The following is a 4,881-nucleotide window of genomic DNA, read 5'->3' on the forward strand; positions in this document are numbered from 1 at the left end:
GGCAGGGTGGGGTTCGTCACGTAGGTGGCGAACTGGGCGTCGTCCTTGGGCTCGCTGGCGTTGAACTTGTCCTTGTCCGGCAGGCCGATGACGACCTCGTTGACGAGCGGCATGCCCAGGCGGCTGACCTGCTGCCACGCGCCACCGTCACGCGAGGGCTTCGCGAACGTGGGCGACGGGTTGATGGCGCGCGCCTGGCGCACGCTCGCGGACGTCCAGCCACCGATGACGTCCTGGGTGCCGGCCTTGAGGCAGACGATGGGGACTTCCAGGGCCAGCGTGGTGATGTTGTTCCCCGCCAGCGGGTTCTTCACCGCGTTGCGGTTGGCCGCGGTGGTGATGAAGGTGCCGTCCGCGTTCACCAGGTCGAAGATGGGCCCCAGGTTGACCGCGAAGGACTCCTTGCGCTGGCCCACGAACACCCGGCCCGGCGTGGGACAGTCCGGGATGTTCACGGTGTAGACGTGCTCGCGCGCATAGGCCTCGTACGCGGCGGGCAGGCCCAGCGACTTCGTGCCGATATAGTCCGTGGGCTTGCGGAACGTGGCGGAGCCGCCCGCCGCGTTCGTCACGTCCTTGGCGACGCCGGTGCGGCGGTTGCCGCGGACCACCTTGAGCGTGAAGGACTCCTGCACGTTCAGGTTCGCCTGGTTCGCCGTGGTGATGGCGCCCGTGTTGAAGAGCGGCACGGGGACCGTCTTCGCCTGCGCGCCGGTGCCGATGGTCAGCGCCGCGCCCGCGTTGGCGTTGGCCAGCGTGTTGGTGAAGCGGAACTGGAAGGTAAGGTCCTCCTGCCCGTTCCCGTCGTTGTCGATGTGGATCTCGTACAGCGCTTCCGGATCCAGCGAGAAGTAGTTGGGACCGCCGTACGCCTCCTGGAAGGGAAGGTAGTTCGCGATCAGCGTCACGAACTCCGAGCGGGAGGTCTCGTAGCTGCGGAACATGTAGAAGTCGGTCGCGTCGACCTTGGGCGACTTCGTGATGAACGGTGCTTCACGGTGGCTCGACGCGATGGCGCCCGTGGCGCCCAGCGTGGTCGCGACGGTGAGGACCGCCGCGATCTTTCTGGCTTTCATCTCTGCCTCCTGTTGTGTGGATTCTTCGGGATGCCGACATGCCTGGGGGACACCGTGCGAACACAGGTCCATCCCTGCTGGCAAAGGCATTACGGCGTGCTGAATTGCCCGGATTTCTCCGGACGATTCAGGTGAATGAAACACCCACGCCGAACGCGCGCTCCGCGAACCACGCACACGCCACGAGGGCGATCACCGCGGATCCGCCCACGAGCAACGCACGGCGGTAGACGGGCGTGGCGCGCAGCACGTACGCCACGGGCAGGAACACGGCCACGCACGCGAGCTGCCCCAGCTCCACGCCCACGTTGAAGCCGAACAGCGTCACCGCGAGGCTGCCGGCGGGCAGCTCCAGATCCGCCAGCACCGACGCGAAGCCGAAGCCATGCAGGAGCCCCAGCGCGAACGCCGCGAGCCAGCGGGTGCGATCCATCCACGGGAAGACGTTGTTGAGCGCGGCGACAATGACGCTGGCCGCGATGGCGGACTCCACCCACCGCGACGGCAGCGACACCCAGCCCAGCGCCGCGGCGCTCAGCGTCAGCGAGTGCGCCAGCGTGAAGGCGGACACCACCTTCACCACGTCCTTCACCGCCGCGCCGAAGTCCGCCACCGGCACCTGGCGGCCCGTCTCCCGGTCGCGCTGGAGCACGGACGGCAGGAGCAGCGCGAGGAGGAAGAGCAGGTGATCCACGCCGGCCCAGATGTGTTCGACGCCGGAGTGCACCATCTGTCCGAAGCGCCGCCAGGGGGACAGCCCCTCCAGCGAAACGCGGGCGGTGTGGCGCGTGGCGGAGAGGACCAGGGGCTCACCGGCGCCGTCGCTGCCCACCCGCACGATGCCCCGGTGCTGCGGGTCGCGGTCGAAGAGCAGCGAGTAGTCCACGTCCAGCGCGCGGGGCACGGCCGCGCACGCCGCGGTGAAGTCCACCACGGCATAGGCGCCGTCGGAGTGACGCACCACGCGCAGCGCGGCGGCGGAAGACAGGGGACAGGGGGCGCCGTCGGAGGCCAGCTTCAGCCGGGCGAGCGCGTAGCCCGCGATGTCCGCCTGACGCGCCCGCACCTCGCCCCAGGTGATGGCGCCGTCGCCGTCCGCGTCCAGCACGAGCACCTCCTCCAGGTCACGCAGGGCCACGTCCCAGCGGCCGGTGAAGCTGGTGCCGGCGCGCTCCAGGTGCAGGTAGCTGTCGCTCGGCTTGTGGGCGAGCACGGCCAACGGGAAGAGGAGCAGCGTGAGGGCGAGCGCCTTCATCGGGATGCCTTTCGCACGCGCTCGGCGAGCGCCAGCGGGCCGGGGTCGTCCGTGCCGCTCGCTTCCAGGAAGCGCAGCACGGGGGCGGCGGCGTCGGGGGTGCGGTGCGCGAGCGCGGCCTCCAGCAGGATGCGCGAGTCCCATGGCTCGTGCTGCACCTCCCAGTTCGCCTGGGCCAGCTTCAGCGCCTTCGCCGCGTCCTTCTCGACGTGGAGCGCGAAGCGGGCCTCCTCGCGCGCGTGCAGGGCGTCGCCGCGCAGGTGGCTGGCCGTGTGGCGCGAGGCCAGCTCCGCGGCGAGCGTGGGCGCCTCCTGTGAGCCCAGGGCCACCTCCGCGAGCACGCGGCGCAGGAGCTGGTTGTCGTCCTGGCCGTGGTCCTTCACCAGCGCGATGACGTCGCGCGGACGGTCCAGATCCAACAGCAGGTCCGCGTAGGCGGCGCGGGTGTAGGCGTCGCCCGGATCCATCGCCAGCACGCGGGCGTAGAGCTTCGCGGCGCGTTCGGTGTCGCCCGCGCGCGCGGCGGCCTCGGCGAGCGTGGACAGCGCCCAGGCCTCTTCATCCGCCCCGTGGGCCCCCCGGGCCAGCGCGGCGGAGAGCAGCGCGTAGGCCTGCCGGGAGCGGCCCGCGAGGCTCAACACCTGGGCCTGACACACGGCCCCGGCCAGCGACCCTGCGAGTGGCGCGAGCGCCGCGCAGCTCTTCGTCGCCTCCGCGTGCTCGCCGCGCACGCCCAGCACGACCGCGCGCGTGAGCCACGCCTGCGCGTCCCCGGGGGACTCGCGGACCAGGGCGTCCAGGTCGGCCAGGGCGGCGGGGAACTCATGGCGGCCCTGGAGGATGGTGGCGCGCAGCAGGCGCACGCCCGGGGGCGGGGTGGCCGCGTCCCACCAGGGCGCGAGCGCCGCCTGCGCGCGGCCCAGGTAGCGCGGGTCCCCGGAGGCCCGGCCCTCCTCGATGTCCAGCCGCGCCAGCCGCAGCGCCAGGTCCAGTTGATCCGCACGGGCGCCGAGGGCCCTTCGGAGCGCCGCGCGCTCGCGGGCCTTCGCATCCGTCGCGGTCGCCGGCACCTGGGCGAGCACCGCGTCATCGGTGGCGGGGGTGAAGGGCACGCGCTCCGCCGCGGGCGTCTGGCCACAGCCGCCAAGGGCCAGCGACACCGCCAGGGTCAACCCGAGCGTGGCGCGCGAGACACCGCGAGACGGCAGGAAGGGCGAGCGCATGCGTGTGCGACTCTACGGAGCCCACGCGCGGCCGGATGTCGGGAGGAAGGCGATTGTCCCCCGGAGGGTTGTCCCGCGGACGTCAGGCGCCGACGGCGCGGCGCTGCGTTTCGGTGCGTCCGGTCGCGTCACCGCGCATCAGCGCATACGGGTCGAGCGGATCCCCGCCCAGCCCTTCCACCGACACATGGGTGCCCAGCTGCATGCGCCGCGCGTGCTCGAGCAGCAGGCGCGTGACGACCTGATCCTCCAGCGCGTGCCCGGTGGAGTCGAACACCGTGTTGCGCAGGCGCCAGCCCTGGAACTCCTCCGGCTGCTGCACGACGGTGGCCAGGTCCGGGCCAATCTGATCCGGGTGCAGCTGCTGACACTCGCCCTCCACGCGCGCCTGGCTGGGAAAGTCCGGGCACACCAGGCTGCGCCGCAGCAGGGCCAGCGGCAGCTCCGTCTTGCCCGGCAGGTCGGAGCCCACCGCGTTGATGTGCGCGTGCGGCTGGAGCGCGTGGCCGGAGATGACGGGCCCCGCGCCCACGGCCACCGTCGTCGCGGTGCAGAGGATGTCCGACCGCGCCTCCAGGTCCGTCAGCAGCGTGGGCCGCACGTCCAGCCCCAGGAAGGCCACGCGCCGCACGAACGAGCGCGCCGCCTCCGGGTTCACGTCGTGCACCAGCACCTGCTCCAGGCGGAACACGCGGCTGAGCGCATGCAGCTGCGTGACGGCCTGCGCCCCACAGCCCACCAGCCCCAGCACCCGGCTGTCCGGCGCCGCGAGACACCGGCTGGCCACCGCCGACGCGGCCCCCGTGCGCAGCGCGGTGGCGAACACGCCGTCCATCAGCGCCATCAGGTGGCCCGTGCGCGCGTCGTAGACGCTGTTGGTCGCGATGACGGTGGGCAGCCCCGCCTCCGCGGGGTTGGAGGGGGAATAGCCCACCACCTTCATCGTCATGCTCTCGCCCCGTCGCAGGACAGGCATCCATTCGAGCGCTCCCGCCGGACGCAGCTCGTTCACCAGCGAGAAGCCTTCCCGCTTGTTCACCTGCGTGAGCGACGCATCCAGCTCCCGCAGCGCCGTCGTCAGCGTCTGGATGAGCTCATCCATCAGGGCGTGAAGTCCCACGCCCTCCACGATGGCGCGCAGGTCGGAGGGACTGAGCAGGAGCGTGCGAGGAACCGGGGGCGTCATGTGTTCAGAGTTTACGTCCCTGACAGGAATTGCAACCTGACAGTTTTGAGCACGAATTCCTCCGGTGCTGTGTCTTTCAAGTGCAGGTGCAGGGAACAAGGGGGAGCGGGGGGGCTGTTGGTGGGAAGCGCTCGACATCCC

Annotated in this window: 4 protein-coding genes; all 4 read right to left on the reverse strand. The window is 71.5% G+C overall.

Going from position 1 to position 4,881, the window contains the following annotated elements:
- Positions 1–1,076: DUF4331 domain-containing protein (locus tag D7V97_RS40045; RefSeq protein WP_147445182.1), on the reverse strand; the 1,076-nt coding region annotated here is incomplete at its 3' end.
- A 127-nt stretch (positions 1,077–1,203) separates the two neighbouring features.
- Positions 1,204–2,331, reverse strand: coding sequence for a HupE/UreJ family protein (locus D7V97_RS40050; RefSeq protein ID WP_120615830.1), 1,128 nt, complete (start codon positions 2,329–2,331; stop codon positions 1,204–1,206).
- Positions 2,328–3,554 carry a tetratricopeptide repeat protein gene (locus D7V97_RS40055; RefSeq protein ID WP_120615831.1) on the reverse strand — a complete coding sequence of 409 codons (1,227 nt, stop codon included), beginning with the start codon at positions 3,552–3,554 and terminating at the stop codon, positions 2,328–2,330. The genes D7V97_RS40050 and D7V97_RS40055 overlap by 4 nt, the downstream gene beginning before the upstream one ends.
- A gap of 82 nt (positions 3,555–3,636) precedes the next feature.
- Positions 3,637–4,740 carry an ornithine cyclodeaminase family protein gene (locus D7V97_RS40060; protein WP_120615832.1) on the reverse strand — a complete coding sequence of 368 codons (1,104 nt, stop codon included), beginning with the start codon at positions 4,738–4,740 and terminating at the stop codon, positions 3,637–3,639.
- Between the last annotated feature and the right edge of the window lie 141 nt (positions 4,741–4,881).

This window comes from Corallococcus sp. CA053C (assembly GCF_003611675.1).
Taxonomy (GTDB): domain Bacteria; phylum Myxococcota; class Myxococcia; order Myxococcales; family Myxococcaceae; genus Corallococcus.

What these genes read in the sequence shown, in the direction of transcription:
- D7V97_RS40050 (WP_120615830.1), bottom strand. Translation starts at nt 2,331, where the DNA reads ATGAAGGCGCTCGCCCTCACGCTGCTCCTCTTCCCGTTGGCCGTGCTC.
- D7V97_RS40055 (WP_120615831.1), bottom strand. Translation starts at nt 3,554, where the DNA reads ATGCGCTCGCCCTTCCTGCCGTCTCGCGGTGTCTCGCGCGCCACGCTC.
- D7V97_RS40060 (WP_120615832.1), bottom strand. Translation starts at nt 4,740, where the DNA reads ATGACGCCCCCGGTTCCTCGCACGCTCCTGCTCAGTCCCTCCGACCTG.